Origin of the sequence: Insolitispirillum peregrinum (assembly GCF_900156605.1) — a bacterium.
Classification (GTDB): domain Bacteria; phylum Pseudomonadota; class Alphaproteobacteria; order Rhodospirillales; family Rhodospirillaceae; genus Insolitispirillum; species Insolitispirillum peregrinum.
Genome location: NZ_FTOA01000002.1, coordinates 465,154 through 490,478, shown reverse-complemented (window position 1 = coordinate 490,478; position 25,325 = coordinate 465,154). Strand labels below are relative to the sequence as shown.

Genomic DNA, 25,325 nt, shown 5'->3' with positions numbered 1-25,325 from the left:
CTGTCTCTGTCGTGAAAAGAGGGGGAAGGCTCAGGCGAACAGGGCGCAGACGCTGCCTAGGCCGCTGATCTCGGCTTCGAAGCAGGCACTGCCCTCGACGCTGACCATCGGCCCCAGGGCACCGCTGAGGATCACATCCCCGGCCAACAGGGGCCGACCACAGCGCACCATGGTGTCGGCCAGCCACACGGCGGCGTTCAGCGGATTGCCCAGACAGGCCCGCCCCGAGCCACGGGACACCACCGCCACCCCTGCCGCCGCCTCAGCCGGTGACGGGCCGGTGCCGCTGTGGCGCATTTCCATCCGGCAGCCCGCCAGATCGACCTCGCGCAGCAGCCGGGGCTGGCTGCCCAGCACGAACAGACCGCTGGAGGCATTGTCTGCCACCGTGTCGAAAAAGCGGATGTTCCATCCGGCAATCCGGCTATCCACCACCTCGATGGCAGGCAGCAGGCAGTCGGTGGCGGCGATCAAGTCGAGGTAGGTATGGCGCTCGCGGGTCAGGTCGCGCCCGATCACCAGCGCCACCTCGGCTTCGACCTTCGGCTGGATCAGGCGACCCGCCGGGATCATTTCGCCGTCACCGACCGCCATGTCGGCAAACAGCATCCCGAAGTCCGGTTGATCCACCCCCAACTGGGCCTGCACCGCCAGCGAGGTCAGGCCGATTTTCCGCCCGACCAGCCGCCGCCCGACCGCCAACGCGGCGCGGGTGTTGATCTCCTGAATGGCATAGGCGGCAGAGGCAGAGAGGTCAGCCATCCGGTCGCGCAACGGCGCAACCGGATGACCTGTCTGTCCGGCCTGCGCCAGTGCGGCAGCGGCTTGCGTCGGGGTCAGCGAAGCGGTCAGGATGTCACTCATTGCAGCAGACTCCACTGACCGTTGTTGACCGTAACCAGCACGATCGCTTCGGGGTCATAGCCCGCATGGTCGGTGGCCGAGAGGGTGTAAACGCCGTTGCTGCCCACCAACCGGGTCTTTTCGATCTGGTCACGAACAGCCGTTCTGAACTCGACCGTCCCCGGTTTGGCTTTCTGCGCCAAAGCCCCCTTCAGCCCTTCCTGCAACAGCAGCCAGGCATCCCACGATGCCCCGGCAAAGGTCGAGCGGCTGTCGGTGCCGTTCTGCTGCTCGAACGCCTTGACGAACGCCTCGCTGGTCGCCTTGGTCGGATGGCTGGCGGGCAACTGTTCCGCCACCAGCACCGGCCCGACCGGCACCACCGCGCCTTCGACCGCCTTACCGCCAACACGCAGGAAGTCTTTGCTGGTCACGCCGTGCGACTGATAAATCAGTCCTTTGTAGCCACGCTCGCGCAGAGTGATCTGCGGCATGGCGGCAGGGGTGCCCGACGCGCCGATGAACACCGCGTCGGGCTTGCTGCTGACCACCTTCAACACCTGGGCTTGCACGCTGGGGTCGGCCCGCCCATAGCGTTCGGTCGCAACAATCTCGATCTTGTCCTTGCCTGCTTTGGTCAGGGCCTTCAGCAGCAGCTCGCCCCATGAATCGGCAAAGCCGATAAAGGCCACCTTGTGGATGCCGCGCGTTTCCATGTCCCACACCAGCCGCTGTACCATCAGGTCAGCACTCGGCTCGCTGCGGAAAATGAAACGGCGCTTGTCGCCCTCGACATCCAGCGGGGCCACCGACACCATCGGCACCGCTTCGTCGTTGGCAACGTCGGCCATCGCCACCGCCGTACTGATCAGGTTCGGCCCCAACAGGGCATCCACCTTGTCTTCGCTGATCAGCTTGCGGACGTTTTTAACGGCGTTGGTCGGGTCGGTGGCGTCGTCCATCACCACAAAGCGAACCTTCTCGCCGTTCACCTCGGTCGGGAACAGCGCCACCGCCTTGCGGGTTTCAGCGCCCAGCGCCGCCGCCGGACCGGTCAGCGACGCCATCACGCCAACGGTAATGTCGGCCTGCGCCGGTGACAGTCCGGCCAGCAACGCCAGCGCGGTCAGGCCGGGCAGAACGCCCTTCCCGAGAAAAGAAATGTGCATGGATGTTTCCCCAGTCGATGTGTTTTTTATGGACGGCGTTATTGAGCGATCGTTCGGAACGCTCCGTTGAGGTAAATCAGCGCCTCGCCATCGGTGCGTTCGCGGGTGGCCAGCACCTCGCACAGAAAGGCGTGGTGGGTGCTTTCATCGAACACCTTCACCACCCGGCAATCGAAATTGGCCAGCGCCCCGTCCAGGGTCGGCGCGCCGGTGGCAAGGCTGCTCCACTGGCCGTGCTGGAAACGCTCCTCGCCATGGACACCCTCAACCATGCCGGCGAACACCTTGGCCACCTGTTCCTGTTCGGCAGCCAGCACGTTGACGCACAGCGCCCCGCTGGACAGGATGCCCTGATCGGCCGCCACCGCCTTGTTGACAAACACCACCAGCCGGGGCGGTTCGGCCGTCACCGAACAGACGGCGGTGGCGGTCAGGCCAGTGCGCTGGTCGCCGTCGCGGGTGGTGATGATCGAGACACCAACGGCAAAATGCCGCATGCCGTATTTGTGGTCCTGCGCGCTGACCGTCGGCAGCGAGGCCAGACGGTCGTTCGGACTCCATTCCAGAAGCTGGTTGATCTGGCTGTTCATGGCCCATCCTTTGGGAAATGCGGAAAGGGGAGCGGCGGAGGACTCAGGTGCCGAACTGGTTGCCCGGCGGCAGCGGCGTCCCCAGCAGGAAGGCCCCCAACTGGTCCCCGATGTCATCCTGGTTCTGGGTGATGTGATTGGCGCCGACCAGAATGTCGCGCATCTGGCGCTGCATCGGATTGTTGAGCCATACCCCGCGGGTGGCGGTCTTTTTGAAGATCATGTGGGCGGCCTCGAAACACTCGCCACCGGTGAACATGTTGGTGGCGAAATGACGCACCCGCACATCCAGCGGCACCAGTTCGCCGCGCGTGACAAAGCTCCACGCCTCGTCGGTGTTCAGCAGGACGCGGGCGGCGGCGGCGGTGATCTTTGCCTCGGCCTCTCCCAGCCGCCCCTTGACGAACGGGTTCTGCGTTGCCGCCCCGACCGCCTGCGAAATGTTGGTGCGCGGCTTCATGTGCTCGATGTAGAGGTCTTCCATCCCGCGGGCCATGCCGACAATCACCGACGACACCGCCGCATAGAACACGTACAGGAACGGCATCTTGTACAGCGACGGCAGGTGGCCGTGGCTGGCCTCGCCGTAGGCAATGATGCTGTGGGTCCGGTGTTCCGGCACGAACACCGTCTTCAGGATCAGCTTTTTGCTGCCGGTCCCGGCCAGCCCGACCACATGCCAGTCGTCTTCGATGGTGAAGTCTTTCGCTTCGACCCAAAAGGCCTTGTAATCGATCAGCTTGCCATCCTTGTCGAACAGCCGGGCCCCGACAAAGGCCCCGCCCTGTGCATGGTCGCAACCGCTGGAGGTCAGCCACTGGCCATTCAGCAGATAGCCGCCCTCCACCGCCGTCACCGAGCCGAATGGCGCGTAGGACGACGACACCAGCAGCGACGGATCATCGCCCCACAGCTCGTCGCCGCTCTGCGGGTCGAGCAGGCCGACTTCGAACGGGTGGACCCCCAGCACCATCACGTTCCAGGCGCTGGACGGGCAGCCCCGTCCCAGTTCCATCAGCACGCGGTTCAGCACGTTGGGGTGCATTTCATAGCCGCCCCAGCGGCGGGGCTGGAGGATCTTGAAAAAGCCCGCCTCCTGAAACGCGGCGATCGTTTCCGCCGGGACCATCCGGTCCTTTTCGGTCTGATCGGCCCGTTCGCGCAGCCACGGGATCATGGCACGGGCGCGTTCGACCAGTTCGGCTTCGGTGGGGACAAGGGTGGTAGAAGCAATGTGGGTCATGATGTCTGCATTTCCTTGAAAACAGGCGCTCGGGACGGGTTACTCGGCAGCCGTTGCCCGTGGCTCGGCACTCAGCACGCCGTACCCGGCAATCCATTCCGAAATCGGGCGGTAATAGTCCTGACGGGCGCGATAGGGTCCGGCAGCGGCCAGAGCGGCAAAGGCGGCAACCCAGGTGCGGATTTCGTGCGTTGACCGTCCGGCCTCGCGCGAGATTTCCTCGATGTCAAACTGGTCAACCTGCGCCAGATCGGCGTTGACCAGCAGGTCGATGAACGCCTGATCCCAGTCAGGATTCAGCGGGGTCAGCGGGCACTCCTGCGTGCCGTAGATCTTGCCCGCCGCAATGGTGCGCGCCTGACGGGCGGCACGGAATTCCGGCGTCGGATTGCGCCCGGCAATCAGGAAACTGGCGATCTCGTCCGGTGCTCCGTGCAACAGCGGTACCGGAGGCTCGTGCGACAGGCCACCGGTGCCCAGAATCAGCACCCGCTTGTTCAGACCGGCGGCGAAACGTCCGACGGCATCACCCAGCTTGCGAATGCGGCGGTAGGGGCAAAAGGGCGGAGCCACCGAATTGATGATGATCGGAATCACCGGATAGCGGCTGAGGCTGCCGGTCAGTTCTTCCAGCGTCTGGGTACAGCCATGATCGACCTGCAAGCGGTGCGACAGGGCAATATCGATATCGTCGGCCAGAATGAAGCGCGCCAGTTCCAGCGCCGTCCCGGCTGGCACCGACAGCGAACCGGTCATCGTCTGGTAATCGCCCACCGACTCCGCCGCCGTGGCAATCACGAACGGCGGCATCAGGTCATAGAACAGGCCGTTGTAATGGTCGGGGGCGAAGATGATGATCAGCTCGGGATCAAAGGCTTCGACTTCGGCCCGGCTCTGTGCCAGCACGGCGTCCACGTCCCGGACAACATCCGCACCGGGATCATTCAGCCCGCGCAACGGCGTATGCGACAGGCATTTCAGCTTGATCGTCATGAAAGAATCCTGGACAGGTTTCAGGCAAAGTCATCCCGTGCGAAGGGCGCGGGAATGCTGCCTTCGTTTCAGAAAAACCGCAGTGTCAGGAGAATTTTGTTTACCGGCCCGGCATTCCGGGTCTTATGGCAGAGGTGTTGGACATTGTTTGTTTCTTCCCTGTTTATTCATTTTTCCTTGTTGGTGAATGTATCTTAGGGAAAAAGCGAAACAGGCAGAACTCTATTTTCCAAACTGTGCACATTGTGCACGGTAGAGCAAATCCCGAGCAGATGATCTCATCTGCGACGACGTATTTGCTTAAAGTACAATGCCGTAGCGTTATAAAAAGGTTTCGAGGAGGCCTGACCATGCCCGAGCACCGCGACAGCCCGTACCGTTTCGTTCAGGGCCTCAGCCGGGGTCTTGGCCTGCTGCAAGCGATCAACCGGACGGCGAACGGCTGTGCCACCATTGCCGAACTCAGCACCGCCACCGGCTTGCACCGGACCACCGTCCGGCGCCTGCTGGAAACCCTGCAGGCCGAGGGCTATGTCCGCCGCAGCCGGTCCGACGACAGTTACCGCCTGAACCAGAAAGTCCGTCAGCTGAGCGACGGCTTTACCGATGATGAGTGGATTTCCGAACTGGCCGCGCCGGTGCTGGGCGAGCTGTTGCAGCAACTGGTGTGGCCGTCGGACCTGTGTACCATTGATGGTGACACCATGCTGGTGCGCGAGACCACCCACCGGTTCAGCCCGCTGTCCTTTCACCGCGCCATGATCCGCCAGCGGATGCCGGTGCTGTTCACCGCCGCCGGGCGGGCCTATCTGGCCGGATGCAGCGAGGACGAACGGCAACAGATTCTCGCGCTGATCGCCGGTGGCAGCGGCCCGCAGGCATCCTTTGTGCGCAGCCAGCGCCCGGCCATCGACGCCATGCTGGAACGGGTGCAGCGACAGGGCTATGCCAGCAATGACGGCGAATGGACCGAACAACTGAAAATCTCGGCGCTGGCCCTGCCGGTCCGCCACCAGAACACCATTCTGGCATCGATCAATGTGGTGTTCATCAGGCAGGCAATGAGCATCCCCGAGGCAGTCGAACGCTATCTGCCCGCCATGCGCGCCGCCATCGACAAAATCGAGCGCCAACTCGCCAACCAGCCCCGCCTGTTGCACAGCTGGCTGGCCAGTCAGACGCCCGACACCTAGATCTGTGAGCGTTCAATCTGACGCTCACAGAACACGACAGGAGGGTTTAGAGCGTTTTCACACCGAGCGAAAACGCTCTTCCCTTTGAGTGCCGCATTTTCCGGGCCGTTGACCGGAGACGGTCAACTTGAAAATGCTCTAAAGAGCGGTCTGCCGCCCGAACCTGCTCGGGGCCTGAGGCCCCAAACCCCCATTTTTCTTTTATGATCAAAGGAATGGGGTCTGGGGCCGACTGGTCCCAGCGAGGTTTGGAGCAGCGCTCCATGACCCTGTTTTCTGTTTGTCGTGGCCCGTGGGTTCATGTTTAAGGCTCACAGCCCTGATTACAGACCATCAAACACCCGGATACGGTTGGGAATCGCCGCTTCGATCGATTCCCGCACGTCGACATCCAGCCGTTCCGGGTGAAAGCGCAGGCCGTAATAGAGGCAGAAGCTCTCGGCCACATCCTCGCGATCGGGATGTTCGGCGGCATAGTCCGAGATGGCGGTCGGGTCGGCCTGTTGCGCCGCCCGCCAGGCCGGGAGCGGATAGATGTGGGAATCCAGCGAGGTATGGGCGGCCTCGTGGCACATGGCTTCCTCCAGCACCCCGCGCCGCTGATAGTCCTCGCCCTGTTCGGTATGGATCAGGATGTTGTGACTGCCGCCGCCGAACAGCTCGTTGCCCCGGTGAATGGTCAGTGAAGTCAGGTCCCGCCGCAACAGGGCAGGCAACTGGCCAACCACCCGCGCATAGTGCTCGGCCTGTGCACGGGCCTCGGACGGCGGAAATTCGGAATTGACCTGCACATCCACCGGCCCGCTGTCGCGGAACTCGGCGCGGAACACCTGCATCAGCAGCCGATCCGAACGACCGGTGCGACGGTCAAAGACCGTGCGCTCTTCACGACCACTGTAGGACAGCCCTTGCAGGGCGCTGGGATCGTCTTCGGTCAGGACACCGCTGGCAACGAACACCTGTCCGCTGAACGGCGGATGGCGTCGTGGGGAAGACGACTGCTGCACAGGGGTTGGGGTTGGGGCCGGACGCACGGTTTTTCCCGCCACCGTGACCGGGCCGGATTGATCCTCATCCACCACATAGGTCCGCAGCAGGGTGCCATCGCGGACGGAACGCAGATGCCAGACATGACCGGCGTAGCTTTTCAGCGTCTGGCGCTGACCAGCGGCAAGGGTGGCGTATTGCACTTCCTTGCCGTTGAAATCGACCCACAGCAGCGCCACCGGGTCCGCCGTCGGGTTCTCGAACTCCACCGTCACCGCCACCGATGACGCCGGGGAGCGCTCGGCCCATACCGGCCCGCAGATCACCAGCCCGACCAGCAGAATAACAGCCCTTAGCCACACCATCCTGTCCCCCTTTTCTTGACGTGATACACATAAATACCACACCCCCCTCTCCGGTGATCCCCCTCTGTTACCCGACGGGTTATGCTATCGTTTGGTATGGACTCGTTTTCGCCCCCTTCCCTGCCTTCTGGAGGTCCGATGCCCAACCCAGTACCGTCCCCGGAAAGCCTGCTGCGCGCCATGTTTGACGCCGCCCTTGCCGCCATCGCTCCCGGTCCGTGGATGACCGACCTGTTGCCCGCCAAACCAAAGGGGCGCACGGTGGTGGTCGGCGCGGGCAAGGCAGCGGCAGCAATGGCGGCGACGGTCGAGCAGGCATGGGATGGTCCGTTGTCCGGGCTGGTGGTAACCGGCTATGGTCATGGCTGCCCCACCCGCCAGATTGAGGTGATCGAAGCCGGACATCCAGCCCCCGATCAGGCCAGCCAGCACGCCGCCCGCCGGATTCTCGATCTGGCCCGCAGCCTGACCGCTGACGACCTGTTGCTGTGCCTGATGTCGGGCGGCGGATCGGCCCTGATGGCCGCCCCGGCCAGCGGGTTGACGCTGGCCGACAAGCAGGCCGTCACCCGCGACCTGCTACGCTGTGGTGCAACGATCAATGAAATCAACTGCGTCCGCAAACACCTGTCGGCCATCAAGGGCGGACGGCTGGCAATGGCGGCAGCCCCGGCGCGGGTGGTAACACTGATGATTTCCGATGTGCCGGGCGATGACCCGTCGGTGATCGGCTCCGGCCCGACGGTTCCCGACCCCACCACCTTTGCCGATGCGTGGGAGGTGGTGCGCAAATATGCCGTTCCCCTGCCGCCCGCAGTACGCCAGCACCTGACCGAAGCCGCCGAAGAAAGCCCGAAACCCAACGACCCGTTGTTTGCCCGCACCCAGGCCCTGATGGCCGCCACACCGCAGAACGCCCTTGATGCCGCCGCCGAAGTGGCGCGGCGGGCCGGAGTCACCCCGCTGATTCTCGGCAATGCCATCGAAGGCGAAGCCCGCGACGTGGCGCTGGTGCACATCGGCATGACCCGGCAGGTGGTGCTGCACAACCAGCCAATTGCCCCGCCTTGCGTCCTGCTGTCTGGGGGCGAAACGACCGTCACCGTTACCGGCAACGGACGAGGGGGGCGCAATCTGGAATTCCTGCTGGGGCTGGCAGCGGCCCTGAAAAGCCAGCCAGCCGAGGTTCACAAGGCGGTGTGGGCGCTGGCAGCGGACACCGACGGCCTTGACGGCACCGAAGACAACGCCGGTGCCCTGTTGCGGCCAGACTCCCTGCGGCGGGCGCATGCTTTGGGGCTGTCGGCCTCGGCCCATCTTGCCGACAACAACAGCTATGGCTTTTTCCGCGCCCTCGACGATCTGATCATCACCGGCCCCACCCGCACCAACGTCAACGATTTCCGCGCGGTGCTGATTATCCCCTGAGACAGAGAATGGTCTTTCCCTCGACCGCCGATCCGTTTATGAACAAACGCTGAAGCAAGACTTGCGGGGACGGACAGCACAGCGATGACGCGGGGCAAGCCTCAGCACGCACCATCGACATTTCTCCTGCGGCGGCGTATTGCCGCGTGGGCCGGCTTGCTGTTGCTGCTGCTGAATGCCGTTTCGGTCGCCGTGGTTGCCCCCCGCCCGGCGCTGGCTTCGGTCGCCAAAGGTGAGCAGATCGTCATCTGTACTCCCAGCGGCCTGCGGGTGATTACCCTCAATGACGACGGCACCCCCGATCAGCAACAGGACAGTACCCGCGAGGGATCGTGCCCGCTGTGCCTGCCACTGAACAATGCCACCAGCGGAGCCTTGCCAGCCCCCGTCCTCGCCGCCCTGTGGAGCCTGCCCGATCTGGCCCCGGTGCTGATCGTCCCGGTATTGCGGCCCGATCATCAGCATCCGCCCGCCACCGCATCGCCTGAACGCAGCGTCTCCCGCCCGCGCGATCCTCCGTCTGCCGGATAAGCCCATCCCGTCTGCGTCTCTGCCTGCCCTGCCAGAGCAGTGGGCGCAAAAGTGGTTCCGGTTTTGCGCAAAATCACTGCGACAAAACAAAAACCTGGACCAGCGTGCGTCAGGTTTACCGCACGCGGGTCTGGCGGAGCCTTCTGGCTTATTCCGATTTCCCACGGAGCTTTTCCATGTCGGATCTGTTTTCTGTCCGCCGGGCGCTGCTGCGCTCTGGCAGCGCCCTGTCGTCTGCCTCCCTTGTCCTTGCCCTGACCCTCTCCGCCGTCCACGCCGCCGACGAGACCACCCCGGCAGCCTCTGAAACCAAAGTCGCCCCCGACGCCACCCTGCCCGAGCTGGCCGTTGACACCACCCTTGATGCGGAAACGCCCTCGACCACGGTCCTGACACCAGATCAGACCGGCACCCTGCGCCCATCCGCCGACCTCGGGGCCTTGCTGAGTGACCTGCAAGGCATTTCCAGCGGCAAGATGGGGCAACACGCCAGCGACATCGTGATTCGCGGCCAGTCACAGGATCGGCTGGCGGTGATCAATGATGGCGCCTATGCCTTTGGCGGCTGCCCGAATCGCATGGACCCGCCGACCTCGATGATCTCTGAGGCCAGCATTGACACCCTGACCGTGCAGCGCGGCTATCAGACCGTCACCAATGGCGCTCCGGCTCCCGGTGGGTCGGTGATCGTGGATCGCCAGCGCCCGACCTTTGACACGCTGGGGGCCACCGGCAGCATTGATGCCGGTATCGAAACGAACGGCAACCTGCGCACAGGCTCGGTCAATGCCAGCGCCGGGATCAAGGAAGGCTATCTGCGCGGCTTTGCCGATTCCGGGCGGGCCGACTCCTACAAGGACGGCAAGGGAACCCTCGTCCGTTCGGGCTTCAAAAGCGAAAGCGGCGGCCTCGAAGCAGGCTGGAACATCAGTGAAAACACCCATCTATCGGTCGGGGCCGAGCGGATGGAAAGCACCGATGTGCTGTTCGCCGGGGCCGGGATGGATGGCGTGTTTGACGGCAACACCACCTATCGTGTGAAGGGCGACCATCAGTTTCAGGATGCCGGTCCGCTGCACAGCCTGAGCTTTTCCGCCTATCAGTCGCAGGTTGACCACATCATGGACAACTACAGCCTGCGCACCGCCACCGGCATGAAAATGGTCACCAACTCGACCTCCAACACCTATGGTGGCACGGCGTCGGCGGACTGGCAGTTCAGCGGCATTACCCTGACCACCGGCATGGATCACCGTACCAACACCCGCGATGCCCAATCCCGCACCGGCATGGCGGCGGGTCTCGATCCGACCACCATCAGCGGCTACACCTGGCCGGACATGCAGATTTCGGACACCGGCCTGTTCGCCGAAGCCAAAGCCCCGGTGGGCAGCGCCACCGTCCTGACCGCCGGGGCACGGCTGGACCGGGTCGAAGCCGATGCCCGCAATGCCGATGCCACGCCGCAGAACGGCACCTCCAGCGCGCGGGTGTTGTACCGGCAGTACTACGGCAGCGATGACGTGACGCAGGAAGAATACAATCTCAGCGGCCTGTTGCGGCTTGAACACGACTTCGGCCCGCTGTCCGGCTGGGCCAGCGCCAGCCGGGCAGTACGCACCGCCGATGCCACCGAGCGCGGCATTGCCCGTTCCAGCGGGGCAAACAGTTGGGTCGGCAACCCGACCCTGAAGCCGGAAAAGCATTATCAGGTCGAAACCGGCCTCAGCGCCAAGCGCAGCGACTGGGGCGTGACCGGCGGCGTGTGGTACGATCAGGTGGAAGACTTTATCACCCGCGACACTGCCCGAGGTCAAAGCGGCGTGCTGATGTCCAACGGTGCGTCAATTTTCCGCAACGTTGATGCCCGGCTGGCCGGGGTCGATCTGTCCGGAAGCTGGCAGGCGACCTCCGCTCTGAAGCTCAACGCCACCATCACCTATACCTACGGCGACAACACCAGCGACGACCGCCCGCTGTACCAGATTCCCCCGCTGCAAGGGACCGTCGAGGCCGCCTATACGATGGGCGATGTCACCTTTGGGCCGCGCCTGCGCTGGGCCACCACCCAGACCCGCGTCGATACCAGCACCGCCAACGGGTCGGGGCTGGACGTCCAGAAAACTTCAGGCTACGGGGTGATCGACCTGTTTGCCACCTGGTCCCCCACCGACGCCGTGGAACTGCGCGCCGGGGTCAGCAACCTGTTTGACCACACCTATGCCAGTCACCTGAACCGGTCCAACAGCGTTGACCCGACGATGGTGCAGGTCAACGAGGCCGGACAGTCGTTCTCGGTCGGGGGGAAGATTCGGTTCTAAAGCAGGAAAGGGAACAAGGATGTGGAGCGCTGCTCCACACCTCGCCGGGGCCGAAAGGCCCCGGACCCCGTTTTATGAGGGCCCGGACGGCGGATAGTCATTTGCATGGACCGTGAGTACTGTACATGACAGGGGGGCAAAAAGAGCGTGGGGCATCACTCCAGGCGGTGCTACCGCTGATGCATGATAGAATATAATACATTGATATCAAAATACAATTTTCCCCATCGAGCTGCGACTCCGCCCCAGTCCCCTTGTTTTTGCGACAGTCTAGAATACATATGAATACACAACCTATTCCTCTGCACCGTTCATCCAGAAGGGGAAAAGGACTACCCTAAAGTAGGGGGAAGACATACGTCTTCCACCCCTCTCCGCAATCAAGGGGACAACGGGCGTGAGCGAACGGTTAACCCTCATCCTTGGGCTTGGGCAACCCGGCCAGGGCGATGCCGCCTGCGGCCTGCAGGTTGCTGAAACCCTCAAGGCCTCGGCTCTGGCCACAGACCCTTCGGTGGTGATCATGACCCACATCGGAGATGGCGAGGCTTTGCTGCACTTGCTGCGAACATTCGAACGGGTGATCCTGATCGGAGGCATGATGCCGTTCCGCAAGGAGCCCGACTATCACGGGGGAAAGATTGTCGAACTGTGTGACTGGCAAATCAATCTGCCACTGGCGATGGATTGGGCCTCTCCCGCGCGCGGGCTGTCGATCACCAATGCGCTGGCGCTGGCCTACAGTACCGGTGCCTGGCCCGACCGGCTGATGGTGTATGGGATCACCGGCGAACAGTGGTGGCCGGGCGCACCGCTGAGCGACGAGGTACAAGCCATCCTGCCCGAAATCAGCCAGCGGATCACCGCCACGGTCAGCGCTTGGCTGGGGCATCCCTGACTCTCCGCAGTACCCTCACGATCATTGATTGGAATTTTCTTGTCGCACTGGTTTGCAGATGCCCTTGCCGTAAGGGCGTGATAGCATCACTTTCCATCATGAGGGGTGGGGTGCGCGATGAGAACCTATAAGCTGTCAGAGGCCGCCACCCGCTTGAATGGGGGCAATTTCGGTGTCAACCGACGCCTGTTGTACCTGGCCGCCGGAGATGATCTCAGCAGCTCGGTCGGCCTGTTCTGGCACCTGTGCGACAGCTTTTATCTGGTTGATCCCTTTTACGGAAAGGGCATCAGCTACGCCTCCCTCGTCGAGCAGCTGACGTCCGGCTTCAATGACATGAAGACCCTCCGTCTGGAGATTGCAGGTGAAGAAACCGGATACTGGGAAGGAGCCTGTCCGGGACGCCGCTTCCATGTCCGCCTCAAGGGATCTCCGCCCCACACGCCAACCAAGCGGGTTTGCTTTGCGGCCTGTGGCACAACGGAATGGCTGCTCAGAACAGCAACGGGCTACAACGTGGTCCTGAACAAGGATTACGCCGGCATCACCGACAACTCCGATTCCGATTACCCCTATTCAGAAACCTGGGGCCTGCTGGACACCGGGGGAATTTTTGCTGAAACCATCGGCGTTAGCCGGGGAAGTGACGCTACCGGTTTTTGTCAGTACCGCTATCGTGGCTTTGATCCTCTGTTCAAGGTCTCTCGGGACACTGGCGCACAATTGGGGTTTAGCGGCGGCCTGACTCTTTTCCAAAAGGTGCGCCCCGGCAACAAAAGCACTTACGAAGGTATTGATGCCGAAATAGACAAAATTGAAAAGGAAATGAACGCCATATGCAGCCCGTTTGTGAACGGACTCGATGGCTTCAAGGACGAGGCCAGTGACTTTGACGCAGCATTACTTGAATATAGGAAATGGGGATCAAACTATGAAGCAGACCTCATTTCCCAGCACAGACTGAAGTACACACAACTCCTGAATGATATAAACACAAGAAATACAATAGGGATGAACAATGTCGCCACGACGGACTATTTTTTCAACTTTGTGAAATCAATCATAACAATCAAATACCCGAATCTGAGCGATGATTATATCAGGGCAATGATCAGCTCCCGAAATTTCTATTAGAGCAAATCCCGAGCAGATGGACACATCTGCGACGACGCATTTTCTTAGATAACAAGTCATGAGAGCATTTATCGTGATCCTTGGAGACCGAGAAATGCTCTAAAACATTGTGCGAAAAGTGGGAACCGAATTTCGCAACAACACTGCGGCAATACAAAAAGTTAGAGCCGCATGCCTGCGTCTGGTTACAGTACACGACAGTTTCTGAAAAAGAATGGGCTATCGCCCAAACCCATTCGGGACCTGAGGCCCCGAACCCCCATTTTTTTCTTTTATGATCAAAGGAATGGGGTCCGGGGCCTAAAGGCCCCGGCGAGGTGTGGAGCAGCGCTCCACGCCCTAACCCCACCCTTCCTCAGGCGAAACCGCGCTCCATCACCTTGGCCATCCGGCGGGCAAAGGCCACCGGGTCGAGCGGGCCTTCGCCTTCGATGATCCGCGCCTGATCGAGCAGCAGGTGAGCGGCATCGTCAAGGCTGCTGCCTTCACCGGCTTCGGCACGGGTGGCAAGGCCCTTGATCAGCGGGTGCGACGGGTTGATTTCCAGCACCCGCGCCGGGAAGCTGTCCGGCCCGCGCTTGTGCGCCTTCAGCAGACGCTCAAGGTGCAGCGACATTTCGCCGTCATTGGCCACCAGACAGCAGGGGGAGGAGGTCAGGCGGTCGGTGGTCCGCACATCCTTTACCGCCTCGCCCAGCGCCGCCTTCAGCGCCGCAATCAGGCTGTCGAGGGCCGAGGCCGGAGCTTCGTCCTTCTTTGCCTCATCCTCGGCCTTCTCTTCGCCCTTGATCTTCGACAGGTCGGCCACGCCCTGCCCGACCGACTTCAGCGGCGTCCCGTCATAGGACGGCACCGACGCCACCCAGAACTCGTCGATATCGTCGGTCAGCAGCAGGACTTCGACGCCCTTGGCCAGATAGCCTTCGACCTGCGGGCTGTTCTTCAGCGCGTCCACCGATTCGCCGGTGATGAAATAGATGGCGTCCTGACCGTCCTTCATTCGCGCCTTGTACTCGGCCAGCGACACCAGCCCATCGCCCTGCGTCGAGGCAAAGCGGCACAGTTTGGTGATGTCGTCACGGCGCTCATAGTCTTCGTGCAGACCTTCCTTCAGCACCGCCCCAAAGGTGGCCCAGAAGGTGGCGTATTCGTCCGCCGCGCCCTCGGCCTTTTTGGCGAGTTCGGACAGGATGCGCTTGGTCAGGCCGCTGCGGATTTTGGCCAGCATCGGGTTGTGCTGCAGCATCTCGCGCGAGACGTTCAGCGGCAGGTCCGGGCTATCCACCACCCCGCGCACAAAGCGCAGGTACGGCGGCAGCAAGCCTTCGCAATCCCCGCTGATGAACACCCGGTTGACGTACAGCTTCAACTGGTTCTTGCGTTCGGGGGTAAACAAGTCGAACGGCTTTTCGGTCGGCACGAACAGCAGGCCGGTGTATTCAATCGCCCCTTCGGCGCGGTAATGCAGGGTCAGCCACGGCGCATCAAAGGCATGGGCGATGTGGTGATAGAACTCGGTGTATTGCTCGTCGGTGATGTCTGACTTCGAGCGGGTCCACAGGGCCGAGGCGCTGTTCAGCGTCTCGTCTTCGGCACCCTCGGCTCCCTTCAGCACCACCGGCAGGGCGATATGGTCGGAATAGGTCTTGACCACCTGACGCAGGCGGAACGGCTCGAGGAACTCGCCCTCGTCGTCCTTCAGGTGCAGGGTGATCGAGGTGCCGCGCGCCACGTCCGCCACTTCGGTAACGGTGAACTCGCCCTTGCCGTCTGACACCCAGCGCCAGCCGTGTTCGTCGCCTGCCTTGCGGCTACGCACCTCAACGGTGCCCGCCACCATGTAGGCCGAATAGAAACCAACGCCGAACTGCCCGATCAGCGAGACATCCTTACGCTGGTCACCGGACAGGGCCTTGACGAACTCCGACGTGCCGGACCGCGCGATGGTGCCCAGATTGTTGATCAGGTCTTCGCGGTTCATCCCGACGCCGTTGTCGCGCACGGTCAGGGTGCGGGCGTCCTTGTCGATCACAAGCTCGATGCGCAGATCGGCATCCCCGGCCAGCAGGGCCGGTTCGGTCAGCGCGGCATAGCGCAGCTTGTCGCAGGCATCCGAGGCATTCGAGATCAGTTCGCGCAGGAAGATTTCCTTTTGCGAGTACAGCGAATGCACAACGATATCGAGGAGCTTTGCCACCTCTGCCTGGAATGAAAGCTTTTCCTCGGTCATGGGTCTGGAATCCTTCTGTTCTGACAGTGTCACAGATCGGGGGCAGATATGGACCGGCACGGCCTTTCCCGCAAGGGTTTCACGCAACAGACCTGCACGGAACCCCCGCACAGCCCCGGTTTCCATAGGGTTTTTCCAAACATCGGCCATGCAGCAAGAAAGACTTGCCGAACGGACGTAAGAGTGAGAAACTGTTTGTTATTCAAGGGTTGCCGGAAATCGGCAGCGTCCTTGAGTGCAGCCCGAGACCGGTTTTCCCGGTCGAAACTGCATCGTGCAAGGTGACCCGCGCACAGGGAGCCAGCGCCGAGGTCACTGTCCTTTAGCGACGGAGAAGTGTCCTGTTTGCGTCGCACTGATGTTCGCCAGAGGGGCCCGTTCCTACCGACCCGCTGGTATCGCCGGTCATCTCCAAACCGGCACCGTTCGCTCGGTTCGCCATCCTTGAAATGGCCTGAGCTTGTGACCACATAGAAGTCCTTGGGGCCATAGCCCGATTTTTTCAGGGCCCCGTGGGATATAATGTTGAGGGAGAGCGTTATGCAGGTTCCCGTGCAAGTCACCTTCCATGGTCTGGACCATTCTGCTGCTGTGGAAGAGCGCGTGCTCGAAAAGGTCGCCAAGCTGGAGCAGTTCTGCTCTGACATCATCAGCTGTCGCGTGACCGTTGAACTTCACCACAAGAACACTTCCAATGCGCACCGCAAGGGCGAGCCGTACCTGATCGGCGTCAGCGTCTCGGTCCCCGGCGATGAACTGATCGTCAAGCGCAGCCTGAAGGATGACGAACTCCACGAACATGAAGACGTTGGTGTGGCCCTGCGCGATGCGTTCCAGGCGATGGAACGGCAGGTCAAGGAATACGTCGAACGCCGTCGCGCAACGGTCTGATACCGTTGCGTCCCAGCCGGGACAGACGCCAGAGTCAATGAGACTCCATCAAAACCGCCGCTCCGCTCCCGGGGCGGCGGTTGACGTTTCAGCGCCATTCTTCGGGCGTACAGTACGCCCGGGAATAAAATGCCCCCGGGGTGAATTGATCGTTCCAGAAAGCTGACCATCGCGGTATGCTGACTCCGAACCCCTTTTGTGCGCTGCCACATCGCAGTTTTTACCAGAAAAAGTACCGGACTCCGGGCCATGCCGCCTCTGTTACGCCCTCGGGCGCTCCGTCATCGTCACTCTCGCCTGCCCGGCTTGTTCAACGGGCTCCTCCTCGGGGGAGCACTGCTGGCCCATGCCGCCTGCTCACCGCTGGATGATGACACAGAGTTCGACGCAAGCCTGATGGGTGCCCCCCCCACACACACTGTCGCCGCACTGGTACCGCCGCCGCCGCCAAAGCCGGTCATTCCGGCCAGCCTGTCGGCCAGCCAGACCAGCACTGCCGTCACAGTCCCCGTCCAGCCGTCAGCCAGCACCCCGCGTCCGACCTGGACCGTGGTCCCCCTGATCACGCCCGAGCATCAAGGCACCAGCGGAAACACCGAACTGGCGGTCAGCCAGACCACCGCCAGCACCACCGGCATTGCCCCGCAACGGGCGCTGCGTAGCGTCCCGGCGGCCTCGGAAAGCGCCCTGCCTGCGGTGCCATCGACCCTGCCGACCTCGCCCGAGGCTCAGGCCGCCCTGCTGACCCGTCCGCCGATCTCCCCCCCGATTGCACCGCTGACCCCGCCGACGGTCAGCAGCAAGGACCGGGACAAGGAATCGGCCCGTCGCTGCGTCGAGGCGGTCAACGCCGCCCGCACGGTCGTTGCCCGGCCCCTGGGCCTGCCGGTCGAGCAATTGAAGAATGCCGACTGGAAAGAAGAGGCCCTGCGCGCCACCGAGCTGGCACAGATTGCCTGCCGGGGAGAAACCGGCGAACAGGCAGCGCAATACTGGCGGGCCACCGCCTTTGTCCTGCATGGGCAATATGCCCGCGCAGCGCTCAACTATCGCCGGGTGATTGAGCTGCCCGGGTCTTATGCCAACTGGGGCTATGTGCAGGGGCTGGCGTCGATGCTCGACACCTGCGCCCGTGCCGACCGCGATGCGCTGGATGCCTGGACCCTCGGCGGCCTGCTGGAAGCCCGTGGCGCTGGCAGTGATGCCCGCCTGCTTTATCGCCGCTCGGTCGAAGCCCGTTGCCAGCCCTTGCGCACCTGGAGCAAGGCCCGCATGGCGCTGGTTGACGGTTAACGCCTGATACCTCCTTGTTTTGTTCCCCTGTTGCGGATTGTCATGTCCCTTTCCGAGTACAGCCAGATTACCGCCGTCCTTGGCCCGACCAACACCGGCAAAACCCATCTGGCGATTGAACGCATGCTGGGCTACGCCAGTGGCATGATCGGCTTTCCCCTGCGTCTGCTGGCTCGTGAAAACTATGACCGGATCGTGCGCCTGAAAGGCCCGGCCCATGTGGCGCTGATCACCGGCGAAGAACGCATCATCCCGCTGCATCCCCGCTGGTACGTCTGCACGGTCGAAGCGATGCCGTTGCAGCGGTCGGTGGAGTTCCTCGCCATCGACGAAATCCAGCTTGCCGCCGACCCCGACCGCGGCCATGTTTTCACCGACCGCCTGCTGCATGCCCGGGGCCGCTCCGAGACGATGTTCCTCGGGGCCGAGACCATCAAGCCGCTGATTCGCCAGTTGATCCCCGATGTGGAAATCATCACCCGCCCGCGCCTGTCGCAACTGACCTACAGCGGCCCGCGCAAGCTGACCCGCCTGCCCCGCCGGTCGGCGGTGGTAGCCTTTTCGGCGCAGGATGTTTATTCCATTGCCGAACTGATCCGCCGGACCCGTGGCGGTACGGCGGTGGTGCTCGGTGCGCTCAGCCCACGCACCCGCAATGCGCAGGTGGCGATGTTTCAGGCCGGGGAAGTCGAACATCTGGTCGCCACCGACGCCATCGGCATGGGCCTGAACATGGACATTGACCATGTGGCCTTTGCCGCCCTGCGCAAGTTCGATGGCCGCGCCCCCCGGGACCTGAGCGCCGCCGAAGTGGCCCAGATCGGTGGCCGCGCCGGGCGTCACCTGAACGACGGCACCTTTGGCACCACCGGCGATGTCGGCGGCATTGATGCCGACATCATCGAGCAGGTCGAAAGCCACCAGTTCCCGCCGTTGCAGGGGATTTTCTGGCGCAACCGTGACCTGCGCTTTACCTCGATCGAGGCTCTGCTTGGCTCGCTGGGCAAGGCTCCGCAAACCCCCGGCCTGATCCGCACCCGCCCGGCAGACGATCAACTGGTGCTCGAGGCACTGGCGCGCGAGCCGGATATTGCCCAGGCGGCCCGTGGTCTGGGGCAACTGAAACTGCTGTGGGAAGTCTGCCAGATTCCCGACTTCCGCAAGGTGCAGCCGGAAACCCATGCCCGCCTGCTGGGGCAGATTTTCCGCCACCTCGCCAGCCATGGCCGCCGCCTGCCGACCGACTGGCTCGCCGGGCATCTGGCCGGACTGGACCGCGCCGACGGCGACATGCACGCCCTGATGGATCGCATTGCCTCGATCCGCATCTGGACCTACGTCAGCCAGCGCGCCGACTGGATTCTGGATGCCGCCCACTGGCAGGAACGCACCCGCGCCATCGAAGACATGCTGTCCGATGCCCTGCATGATCGCCTGACCCAACGCTTTGTCGATGTCCGCACCAGCGTTCTGGCCAAAAGCCTGAAACAGGGCGGCCCGCTGCTGGCGGCGATTTCCGGCAACGACTCGGTCAGCGTCGAGGGGCAATACCTCGGGCGACTCGATGGACTGACGTTCGTTCCCGATGCCAGCGACAGCCATTCCGGCAACCGGGCGGTGCTGAATGCCGCCTCCAAGGCCTTGCGCGGCGAGATCAGCCGCCGGATTGGCATTCTGCGGCAGGACGGGCTGGATGCCTTTACGCTGGCCGATGATGGCGAAATCCTCTGGCGCGGCTCGGTGGTGGCCCGGCTGGTGCCCGGCCCGACTCCGTTGCGGCCCCAGATCGAGGTGCCCGCCGATGACCTGCTCGACAGCGACAACCGCACGCTGGTCCGCCGCCATCTGGAGGGCTGGCTGAAAGAACAGCTCGCCCGCACCCTCAAACCGTTGATCGAGCCATGGCCCGAACGCCTGAGCGGTCCGGCGCGGGGGATGCTGTACCAACTCGCCGAGGCCTTTGGTGCCCTGCCGGTAACGCAGGTCCACGCCCAGAGCAGTTCCCTCAGCAAGAGCGACCGCGACCTGTTGGCCCACCTCGGGGTGAAGATCGGGGCCGAAATGGTCTTTGCCCCCCGCCTGTACAAGCCCGCCGCACAGCACTTGTCCGGCATTTTGTGGTGCGTCGCCCGTGGCACGCCGGTGCCTGCCGTTCAGCCCAACGGGCGCGTTACCCTGCCTGCCGGAACGGTTCTGCCGCCGGAACTGGCCAAGGTGTGGGGATACCGGGCAATTGGCGACCGCTGGGTGCGGCTGGACGCGCTGGAAACGATCATCGCCGCCATCCGCCAGCGCAACCGCGACAAGGCCACCACCCTCGGAAACGCCGAGCTGGGTCAACTGCTGTCGCCGCTGGGATTGCCTGCGGCGATGGCTCCGGCGGTGTTCGCCACCCTCGGCTACCAACTGGACAAGGCCGATGACGGGACGTGGACCTATGCCCCCGCCGTGCGCCAGCGTACCGAGCGCCCCCGCCGTGGCCCACCCCCGCCGCCACGTCCCCCGGCCCCTGTGACCGAGGCCGAAACCCCGTTTGCCGTGTTGCGCAGCCTGATCCCGCCCCCGGCCCCGCCGCCCGCGCCAGCCCGCAAACGCCGCCGCCCCAAGAAAGCCAAGCCCGTGACTCAGGAGTCATGATGACCGAACAAGCCCCCGCCCGTCTGCGTCTGGACAAATGGCTGTGGTTCGCCCGCTTCGTCAAAAGCCGGACGCTGGCGCAAGAACTGTGTGAAAGCGGCCACGTCACCCTGAACGGCGCTTCGGTCCACAAGGCATCGACCACCGTCAAGGCCGGTGACACCCTGACGCTGGTGCTGGGACCATACAAGAGGTTCATTACGGTGGTGGAGCTGGGCAGCCGCCGGGGTCCGGCCCCCGAGGCCCAGTTGCTCTATCAGCAGACGCAGGATCCCGAACGCCTGATCGGCTTCCGGGGCGAATGGGAAGACCGCCCACAGGGCGAGGGCCGCCCGACCAAGAAGGACCGCCGCGCCATTGATCAGTTGAAGGGGTGGGAATAGTGGTTCAATGGAGGGAGGAAACAAGGTCGTGGAGCGTTGCTCCACACCTCGCCGGGGCCCTTGAGGCCTGTGCAACCGGAAACATGGGTAACACTTTGTCCGACAACATAGGTAACAGTTTTCTTGTTATGTTCCGGTCTGGCCCGATCGGGCCAGACCGGAACAGCAAACTTTTTTGCCACCCTGATCTATATAGGCCAAATCAAAACCCCTGAAGCGGATAACGGATCTGCCATCATCCATTGTTGCAATACCAACGTGCTCTCCATTGAATGCTTCTGACAGGTAAATAGCCTCTCCTCCAAAGTCTATGTATCCCTTCCTCTTTACCTTCAAGACAAGGTGGTCCACCGGGTAATCCCATGGCCGAATTATCTCCGGATAAGCGCGAGGTGATGGGCTGAACAGGTCTGCCGGATACTTGTCACCGATCCCTTGGTGCGGTCTTTCGGTGTTGTAAATCCGGCGCCACTGATCAAGCCGTTCCTGTTGCAAGGCCAGGGTATCCGCAGGGGGCTGCGCAGTATCTTCTGCCAGTGTCCGGTGCATCCGCTCGTGACGTCCGTTCTGTGTTGGACAACCCGGCGTGATGCGGTCTGGCCAAACGTCGAGTTTCAGTAACCAGACTGAAAACCGCGATAATCCACCCAGCCCGAAGTGATGCGCGAATGGAGCCCCATTATCTGTACGCAACGCCGTGGGTAGCCCGTACTGGCGAAAACAATCGATAAAGAGCGGACGGATATCCTCGTCCGTCAGTCGCGGCACCGCATGACAGACGAGGAGAAAACGACTGTAATTATCTGAAATGGTTAAGGGTTCACAACGCACTCCATCACCTGTGCGGAACCATCCCTTGAAGTCGGCGGACCAACTGTCATTGGCAGATACAGCCTCAATTATCGGGCCGGAAGAGGCTGGGGACGCCCGACGTCCCTGCCGTGGAGACGTCAAGTCATGCCGGGACAAAAAGTCTCCGACCGTACTGACTGCAGGCCATTGTCTCTCGGGATAATCACGCGCCAGCTTCGCCAGAATTTTCCGCGGACCCCACGTCCGGTGGCTGCTTTTCAGGGCGAGAATTTTCTCCGACTGCTCTTCATCAATCCGGCTTCCCACTGTCTTTGGAGCGCGACTACGCTCTTCCAAACCGGCTACCCCATCTGCGCGATAGCGCGAAAGCCATTTGTACCCAGTCTTGCGGCTGATCCCATAATGGGAACAGATCCTACTCATCGGCTCGGCTGCCCGCAGGCAGGCCGAGATAAAACACAGGCGATCATCCATCACGGTTTTCTCAGTAAAAGGCATCAGGCTGGTCCTCCCAGCCTGTGACTCTGTACTGTTACCCATGTCTCCGGACAGAGTGTTACCTATGTACCCGGTTTATACAGCCCCGGACCCCATTAATTTGATATTAAAAGAAAAAATGGGGGCCCGGGGGCATTGTCCCCCGGGCAGGTGTGGACGGCAGTCCACCATCCTCTTTCAACTGTCGTGTACCGTGGGCAGGCTTACACCGAATGGTTCACGCCAGCCTGAGCCTCGGCCGCCGGAGCGGGTTCGCGCTTCGGGCCACCGCGCGAGACGACCACCATTGCCGGGCGCAGCAGGCGTTCGGCGATCACATAGGCATCCTGGAACACCTGCACCACCGTCCCGGTCGGCACGTCGGTCTTTTCGACTTCCTGCACCGCCTGATGATAGTTCGGGTCAAACGGCTGGTTCAGGCTGTCCACCTTGCGCACGCCGTACTTGCCCAGCGCCGAGGCCAGTTCCTTTTCGGTCATTTCGATCCCGACCGCCAGCGTGTTGACCAGATCGGTCTTGCGGGCGTCGGGGGTGGCGGCCAGCAGGGCGCGGCCCAGATTGTCGGCCACCGACAGCAGTTCCTTGGCGAAGTTTGACACCGCGTACTTGCTGTTGTCTTCGATGCGCTTGTCGGCCATCCGCTTGGCGTTCTGACCATCGGCCAGCGCGCGCAGATAGTCTTCCTTCAGCTTGCGGACTTCGAGTTGCAGGGCGGCAATGCGCTCTTCCGGTGAGCCATCGCCAGCAGTCCCCGCCGCATCATCGGCGTCGGGACCATCGGCGAGGGTGTCCACGGGGATGTCCTCAGGGGTCGGCTGCTCGGTATTCTGGCTCATGGGGTTTCCTAACGTCTATCCAATCAGGCGCCCGATCACCTTGGCAGTATAATCCACCAGCGGAATGATACGGGCATAGTTAACGCGTGTCGGTCCGATCACACCGATCGCACCGACGATTTCCTCGCGGGAATTCTGATAGGGGGCAACGATCATCGAGCAGCCCGAGGTACTGAACAGCTCGTTTTCGGCCCCGATAAAAATCTGTACGCCTTCGGCACCGTGGACCAGATCCAGCAACCGCAAGGTCTGCTCGCGCGCCTCGAGGGCGGTGAACAGGCCGCGGATGCGCTCCAGATCCTCCAGTGCGTGGACGTCGTTCAACAGGTTGCTCTGGCCGCGCACGATCAGCGCGCCGTCGCTGCCGGTACCGGACCAGGTCGCCAGCCCGGCCTGCACCACCCGGCCGGTCAGTTCGTCCAGTTGGGCTTTCTTGCCGACCAGCTCGCCGGTGATCACCTCGCGGGCCTCATCGAGCGTCCGTCCGGCCAGCCGGGCCGACAGGTAGTTCGAGGCCTCGGACAGCGCCGACGGCGGCAAGCCCTGCGGCACCTCGATGATACGGTTTTCCACCAGACCATGCTCGGTGACCATCACCACCAGCGCCCGGCCCGGTCCCAGATTGACGAATTCGATATGCTTCAGCGCCGTTTCGGTCTTGGGAGCCAGCACCACCCCGGCGCAGTGCGACAGGCCGGACAGCATCGACGAGGCTTCGCCCAGCATCGACTCAAGACTTTTGCCCTGCGCCCGGCAACGCAAATCCACCTGCTCGCGTTCCTCGGGCAGCAAGGCCCCGACTTCCAGCAGGCCGGAGACAAACAGCCGCAAGCCCGCCTCGGTCGGCAGACGCCCGGCGGAGGTGTGCGGGGCATAGAGGAGACCGGCGTCTTCCAGATCGGCCAGCACATTGCGGATGGTGGCCGGTGACAGGCTGGTTGTCAGGCGACGCGACAGGGTCCGCGAGCCGATCGGCTCGCCGGTTTCCACATAGGCATCGACCACATGGCGAAAGATCTCGCGGGACCGCTCGTTCATTTCGCCGACCGTGGTCTGTGATCCGTCCTTTGCCCGCATCGACCGCCTGCTTTCCCACATCGCCAGCCCGGATCGTGTCTCCGGATGGCTTTTCCGACCGGCTCCGACAGCATCCTTTACTGCCGAAATGTAGGCACCCCCCGCGACAGCGTCAACAACACAAGCATGGCTGTGTCCCCCGGATCACCTCTTGCCCCGCGCGACAGAGGCGGATACCGTGCCGCACAGTCGTTTTCCCCCGATCCGGGGGCATTCGTGTCTTTGCCCATTTCTGCCCATTAAGGAGCCTGCCCATGCGTCCCTCTGGCCGCGCCGCCAACGAACTGCGTTCCGTCAGCCTGGAACTGGATGTCAACAAGCACGCCGAAGGCTCGTGTCTGGTGAAGTTCGGTGACACCCATGTCCTGTGCACCGCCAGCATTGACGAGCGCGTTCCGGGCTGGCTGCGCAATCAGGGCAAGGGCTGGGTGACCGCCGAATACGGCATGCTGCCGCGCGCCACCGGCTCGCGCACCGACCGCGAAGCCGCCAAGGGCAAGCAGACGGGCCGGACGCAGGAAATCCAGCGCCTGATCGGTCGTTCGCTGCGCTCGGTGACCGATCTGGTCGGGATGGGTGAACGGCAGATCAAGGTTGACTGCGACGTGTTGCAGGCCGATGGCGGCACCCGTACCGCCTCGATCACCGGGGCCTATGTCGCCCTCTATCGTGCGTTCCAGAAGCTGGTCAATCAGGGCCTGCTGCCTGCGGTGCCAATGACCGATTCCGTCGCCGCCGTGTCCTGCGGCCTGTACAAGGGCGAAGCGGTCCTTGACCTCGACTATGCCGAAGACTCGTCGGCGCAGGCCGATGCCAACTTTGTGCTGACCGGTCGCGGGCTGGTGATCGAAGTGCAGGGCACCGCCGAAGAGGCTCCCTTCACCCGCGCCCAGTTGAACGAGCTGCTCGATCTGGCCGAACAGGGTGTCTCGACCCTCAGTACCATTCAGCGGCAGGCTCTTGGGTTGGCCG

General features: G+C 62.8%; 20 protein-coding genes and 1 pseudogene. 11 read left to right on the top strand and 10 right to left on the bottom strand.

Going from position 1 to position 25,325, the window contains the following annotated elements; all coding sequences use genetic code 11:
• Positions 1 to 30 precede the first annotated feature (30 nt).
• From BW995_RS06220 to BW995_RS06200, 5 genes are read right to left on the bottom strand one after another with little or no spacing between them, the layout of a single operon-like run.
• On the bottom strand, positions 31 to 864 hold the full coding sequence (locus BW995_RS06220; RefSeq protein WP_076399306.1) for a fumarylacetoacetate hydrolase family protein: 834 nt from the start codon (positions 862 to 864) through the stop codon (positions 31 to 33).
• The gene (locus BW995_RS06215) at positions 861 to 2,012 is read right to left on the bottom strand and encodes an ABC transporter substrate-binding protein (protein WP_076399305.1); all 1,152 of its coding nucleotides are present in this window, start codon (positions 2,010 to 2,012) and stop codon (positions 861 to 863) included. The genes BW995_RS06220 and BW995_RS06215 overlap by 4 nt, the downstream gene beginning before the upstream one ends.
• A 38-nt stretch (positions 2,013 to 2,050) precedes the next feature.
• A complete protein-coding gene (locus tag BW995_RS06210; RefSeq protein ID WP_076399304.1) occupies positions 2,051 to 2,602 on the bottom strand; it encodes a flavin reductase family protein in 552 nt (183 codons plus the stop codon).
• 43 nt (positions 2,603 to 2,645) lie between these two features.
• Entirely contained in the window at positions 2,646 to 3,845 is a 1,200-nt protein-coding gene (locus BW995_RS06205; RefSeq protein ID WP_076399303.1) for an acyl-CoA dehydrogenase family protein, read from the bottom strand.
• 39 nt (positions 3,846 to 3,884) lie between these two features.
• Positions 3,885 to 4,838 carry a 3-carboxyethylcatechol 2,3-dioxygenase gene (locus BW995_RS06200; RefSeq protein WP_076399302.1) on the bottom strand — a complete coding sequence of 318 codons (954 nt, stop codon included), beginning with the start codon at positions 4,836 to 4,838 and terminating at the stop codon, positions 3,885 to 3,887.
• A 350-nt stretch (positions 4,839 to 5,188) separates the two neighbouring features.
• Between BW995_RS06200 and BW995_RS06195 the strand changes: the two genes are divergently transcribed.
• The gene (locus tag BW995_RS06195; protein ID WP_076399301.1) at positions 5,189 to 6,031 is read left to right on the top strand and encodes a DNA-binding transcriptional regulator; all 843 of its coding nucleotides are present in this window, start codon (positions 5,189 to 5,191) and stop codon (positions 6,029 to 6,031) included.
• Positions 6,032 to 6,354: 323 nt separating this feature from the next.
• On the opposite strand, the gene BW995_RS06190 is transcribed toward BW995_RS06195, so the two are convergent.
• A complete protein-coding gene (locus BW995_RS06190) occupies positions 6,355 to 7,383 on the bottom strand; it encodes a VHL beta domain-containing protein (protein ID WP_076399300.1) in 1,029 nt (342 codons plus the stop codon).
• A gap of 138 nt (positions 7,384 to 7,521) precedes the next feature.
• Here BW995_RS06190 and BW995_RS06185 point away from each other — a divergent pair, with 138 nt between their 5' ends.
• The 5 genes from BW995_RS06185 (at position 7,522) to BW995_RS06165 (ending at position 13,695) form a co-directional block, all read left to right on the top strand.
• Positions 7,522 to 8,811, top strand: a complete 1,290-nt coding sequence (locus tag BW995_RS06185) for a glycerate kinase type-2 family protein (protein ID WP_076399299.1) — start codon at positions 7,522 to 7,524, stop codon at positions 8,809 to 8,811.
• 84 nt (positions 8,812 to 8,895) lie between these two features.
• Complete coding sequence (locus tag BW995_RS06180) at positions 8,896 to 9,342, top strand: DUF2946 family protein (RefSeq protein WP_076399298.1); 447 nt, start codon at positions 8,896 to 8,898, stop codon at positions 9,340 to 9,342.
• A 176-nt stretch (positions 9,343 to 9,518) separates the two neighbouring features.
• Positions 9,519 to 11,663 (top strand): TonB-dependent receptor domain-containing protein, encoded by a 2,145-nt coding sequence (locus tag BW995_RS06175; RefSeq protein WP_076399297.1) that lies wholly within the window; start codon positions 9,519 to 9,521, stop codon positions 11,661 to 11,663.
• Between the two features lie 397 nt (positions 11,664 to 12,060).
• Positions 12,061 to 12,561, top strand: a complete 501-nt coding sequence (locus BW995_RS06170) for a hypothetical protein (protein WP_076399296.1) — start codon at positions 12,061 to 12,063, stop codon at positions 12,559 to 12,561.
• A gap of 117 nt (positions 12,562 to 12,678) precedes the next feature.
• Entirely contained in the window at positions 12,679 to 13,695 is a 1,017-nt protein-coding gene (locus BW995_RS06165) for a hypothetical protein (RefSeq protein WP_076399295.1), read from the top strand.
• A gap of 355 nt (positions 13,696 to 14,050) precedes the next feature.
• On the opposite strand, the gene htpG is transcribed toward BW995_RS06165, so the two are convergent.
• Positions 14,051 to 15,925, bottom strand: a complete 1,875-nt coding sequence (htpG, locus tag BW995_RS06160; protein ID WP_076399294.1) for a molecular chaperone HtpG — start codon at positions 15,923 to 15,925, stop codon at positions 14,051 to 14,053.
• Between the two features lie 540 nt (positions 15,926 to 16,465).
• On the opposite strand from htpG, the gene BW995_RS06155 reads away from it, so the two are divergent.
• From BW995_RS06155 to BW995_RS06135, 4 genes are all read left to right on the top strand, one after another.
• Positions 16,466 to 16,816, top strand: a complete 351-nt coding sequence (locus BW995_RS06155; RefSeq protein WP_076399293.1) for an HPF/RaiA family ribosome-associated protein — start codon at positions 16,466 to 16,468, stop codon at positions 16,814 to 16,816.
• A gap of 249 nt (positions 16,817 to 17,065) precedes the next feature.
• Entirely contained in the window at positions 17,066 to 18,109 is a 1,044-nt protein-coding gene (locus BW995_RS06150; RefSeq protein ID WP_139332781.1) for a hypothetical protein, read from the top strand.
• Positions 18,110 to 18,151: 42 nt separating this feature from the next.
• Positions 18,152 to 20,746, top strand: a complete 2,595-nt coding sequence (locus BW995_RS06140; RefSeq protein WP_084194629.1) for a helicase-related protein — start codon at positions 18,152 to 18,154, stop codon at positions 20,744 to 20,746.
• Positions 20,743 to 21,129 (top strand): RNA-binding S4 domain-containing protein, encoded by a 387-nt coding sequence (locus tag BW995_RS06135; protein WP_322099112.1) that lies wholly within the window; start codon positions 20,743 to 20,745, stop codon positions 21,127 to 21,129. Before BW995_RS06140 ends, BW995_RS06135 begins: the two co-directional genes overlap by 4 nt.
• A gap of 126 nt (positions 21,130 to 21,255) precedes the next feature.
• Here the strand turns inward: BW995_RS06135 and BW995_RS06130 are convergent, their stop codons facing one another.
• The 3 genes from BW995_RS06130 to hrcA all read right to left on the bottom strand — a co-directional run bounded on the left by BW995_RS06130 (position 21,256) and on the right by hrcA (position 24,353).
• Positions 21,256 to 22,440 carry an integrase core domain-containing protein gene (locus BW995_RS06130; protein WP_076399289.1) on the bottom strand — a complete coding sequence of 395 codons (1,185 nt, stop codon included), beginning with the start codon at positions 22,438 to 22,440 and terminating at the stop codon, positions 21,256 to 21,258.
• A 203-nt stretch (positions 22,441 to 22,643) separates the two neighbouring features.
• Positions 22,644 to 23,276, bottom strand: coding sequence for a nucleotide exchange factor GrpE (locus BW995_RS06125; RefSeq protein WP_076399288.1), 633 nt, complete (start codon positions 23,274 to 23,276; stop codon positions 22,644 to 22,646).
• A 15-nt stretch (positions 23,277 to 23,291) separates the two neighbouring features.
• Complete coding sequence (hrcA, locus tag BW995_RS06120; protein WP_076399287.1) at positions 23,292 to 24,353, bottom strand: heat-inducible transcriptional repressor HrcA; 1,062 nt, start codon at positions 24,351 to 24,353, stop codon at positions 23,292 to 23,294.
• A 254-nt stretch (positions 24,354 to 24,607) separates the two neighbouring features.
• Here hrcA and rph point away from each other — a divergent pair.
• Positions 24,608 to 25,315: pseudogene (rph, locus tag BW995_RS20955) on the top strand (ribonuclease PH); the annotation flags it as partial.
• Positions 25,316 to 25,325 lie beyond the last annotated feature (10 nt).

What these genes read in the sequence shown, in the direction of transcription:
- BW995_RS06220 (WP_076399306.1), bottom strand. Translation starts at nt 864, where the DNA reads ATGAGTGACATCCTGACCGCTTCGCTGACCCCGACGCAAGCCGCTGCC.
- BW995_RS06215 (WP_076399305.1), bottom strand. Translation starts at nt 2,012, where the DNA reads ATGCACATTTCTTTTCTCGGGAAGGGCGTTCTGCCCGGCCTGACCGCG.
- BW995_RS06210 (WP_076399304.1), bottom strand. Translation starts at nt 2,602, where the DNA reads ATGAACAGCCAGATCAACCAGCTTCTGGAATGGAGTCCGAACGACCGT.
- BW995_RS06205 (WP_076399303.1), bottom strand. Translation starts at nt 3,845, where the DNA reads ATGACCCACATTGCTTCTACCACCCTTGTCCCCACCGAAGCCGAACTG.
- BW995_RS06200 (WP_076399302.1), bottom strand. Translation starts at nt 4,838, where the DNA reads ATGACGATCAAGCTGAAATGCCTGTCGCATACGCCGTTGCGCGGGCTG.
- BW995_RS06195 (WP_076399301.1), top strand. Translation starts at nt 5,189, where the DNA reads ATGCCCGAGCACCGCGACAGCCCGTACCGTTTCGTTCAGGGCCTCAGC.
- BW995_RS06190 (WP_076399300.1), bottom strand. Translation starts at nt 7,383, where the DNA reads ATGGTGTGGCTAAGGGCTGTTATTCTGCTGGTCGGGCTGGTGATCTGC.
- BW995_RS06185 (WP_076399299.1), top strand. Translation starts at nt 7,522, where the DNA reads ATGCCCAACCCAGTACCGTCCCCGGAAAGCCTGCTGCGCGCCATGTTT.
- BW995_RS06180 (WP_076399298.1), top strand. Translation starts at nt 8,896, where the DNA reads ATGACGCGGGGCAAGCCTCAGCACGCACCATCGACATTTCTCCTGCGG.
- BW995_RS06175 (WP_076399297.1), top strand. Translation starts at nt 9,519, where the DNA reads ATGTCGGATCTGTTTTCTGTCCGCCGGGCGCTGCTGCGCTCTGGCAGC.
- BW995_RS06165 (WP_076399295.1), top strand. Translation starts at nt 12,679, where the DNA reads ATGAGAACCTATAAGCTGTCAGAGGCCGCCACCCGCTTGAATGGGGGC.
- htpG (WP_076399294.1), bottom strand. Translation starts at nt 15,925, where the DNA reads ATGACCGAGGAAAAGCTTTCATTCCAGGCAGAGGTGGCAAAGCTCCTC.
- BW995_RS06155 (WP_076399293.1), top strand. Translation starts at nt 16,466, where the DNA reads ATGCAGGTTCCCGTGCAAGTCACCTTCCATGGTCTGGACCATTCTGCT.
- BW995_RS06150 (WP_139332781.1), top strand. Translation starts at nt 17,066, where the DNA reads ATGCCGCCTCTGTTACGCCCTCGGGCGCTCCGTCATCGTCACTCTCGC.
- BW995_RS06140 (WP_084194629.1), top strand. Translation starts at nt 18,152, where the DNA reads ATGTCCCTTTCCGAGTACAGCCAGATTACCGCCGTCCTTGGCCCGACC.
- BW995_RS06135 (WP_322099112.1), top strand. Translation starts at nt 20,743, where the DNA reads ATGATGACCGAACAAGCCCCCGCCCGTCTGCGTCTGGACAAATGGCTG.
- BW995_RS06130 (WP_076399289.1), bottom strand. Translation starts at nt 22,440, where the DNA reads ATGCCTTTTACTGAGAAAACCGTGATGGATGATCGCCTGTGTTTTATC.
- BW995_RS06125 (WP_076399288.1), bottom strand. Translation starts at nt 23,276, where the DNA reads ATGAGCCAGAATACCGAGCAGCCGACCCCTGAGGACATCCCCGTGGAC.
- hrcA (WP_076399287.1), bottom strand. Translation starts at nt 24,353, where the DNA reads ATGCGGGCAAAGGACGGATCACAGACCACGGTCGGCGAAATGAACGAG.